Below are 1,274 nucleotides of genomic sequence, written 5' to 3' on the forward strand. Positions count from 1 at the left end.
AATCCTCTTAGTAATGCACTTAACCTTTCTTCTTGTGAGTTAATCAGCGCATTTAATGGATAAAGCATTATGGCTTGTACGCCAACTAAAGAGTCACCATGATCATTCACTTGACGTGCTAAGTCATTTAATAATGGCACCAAAAAACACTCCGTTTTACCAGAGCCAGTTCCAGATGTAATAACCGTAGACTTAGGAGAGCTAGCTCCTAATATTCTCCAGGATTCATGTTGATGAAGATATGGTGCTCTTTCTTTTGGCCAAGTGTAATCATCGTCAATATCATTAGCGTACCCGAGCCTTACCTTATTATTTTCATTGTCTTCCTTACGTTGCTTTTCAGTATCAGGAGCAAAAGCCTGATCCATTACTTTGACTAATTCACTAGATAGTTCTCCTTTTACCGCAAGATCGGTCATAGAGCTAACTTCCGTCGCCGGACGATAACCAAATGTAGCTTCAATAACAGGATCAGCCAAAAAACATTCATTATTAATTTCATCATTGGAAAATAGCTCTTTTAGATATTTTCTAAGATTTTTGTTCCTTAACTGTAATTGATTTAAAACTGCATCTCGTGATACCGAAGAGATAGAAGAATATATGTTACTTATCGAAATACTTTTTTTAGTCATTTTTTACTTCCAGTGTAATATTTTTAAACTATTTGTCTTTTCGACCATAATCTGAATTATTTAAACAAATACTTGCAGCACCTATAGCCAAAGCCATAGATTTTTGTAACCACTCGCGGTCAAACTGTTGTAATTGTGAAAGTAAGAAACATAAATAATTTAATGTCCAACCTGGTAATTTTCCATCAAGCATTCCCATATTGAAAAATGATAATAGTATAGGAAGTTCTATAGTTAATTTTTGCGCTCTCACTACTACATCACTTCGAGAATCAATTTCAGGGGATTTAGGAAAAAAACCGTTTAGTGCTCTTGGTAACTTTGCTTTATTCCATGTGGTATTAATCCGATCGATCATCTCATCATCTTTGATTCTAGTCTGAGATAATTTCATAAGTCTGTTTGCATGGGAACTATATAGCTTGGATCTTGCAGCTATAAATTTCCCACCGATATAATTTTCATCCGTAGATAAATCTGACCAAACTTCTGTTTGTGCCTTGTATGTGCCTAATGCAAGTTCCACTATAGTAGAAAAGTACTCTCCTTTATCAACTAAAGGTGTAAAAAGATGATGAATAATTTCATCATATAACGCAGGGGTATTAATGCGGAGATTTTGAAAAGCATGTGATTTTT

The 1,274-nt window shown here is 34.6% G+C and carries 2 protein-coding genes; both read right to left on the reverse strand.

Annotated features, from left to right (window positions below):
* Positions 1-635 (reverse strand): DEAD/DEAH box helicase (locus H5202_RS22665; protein WP_182774004.1); only part of this gene is annotated, 635 nt, incomplete at its 3' end.
* Positions 636-663: 28 nt separating this feature from the next.
* A partial coding sequence (locus H5202_RS22670) for a hypothetical protein (protein ID WP_182774005.1) occupies positions 664-1,274 on the reverse strand: 611 nt, incomplete at its 5' end.

This window comes from Shewanella sp. SG41-4 (assembly GCF_014164505.1).
Lineage (GTDB): Bacteria > Pseudomonadota > Gammaproteobacteria > Enterobacterales > Shewanellaceae > Shewanella.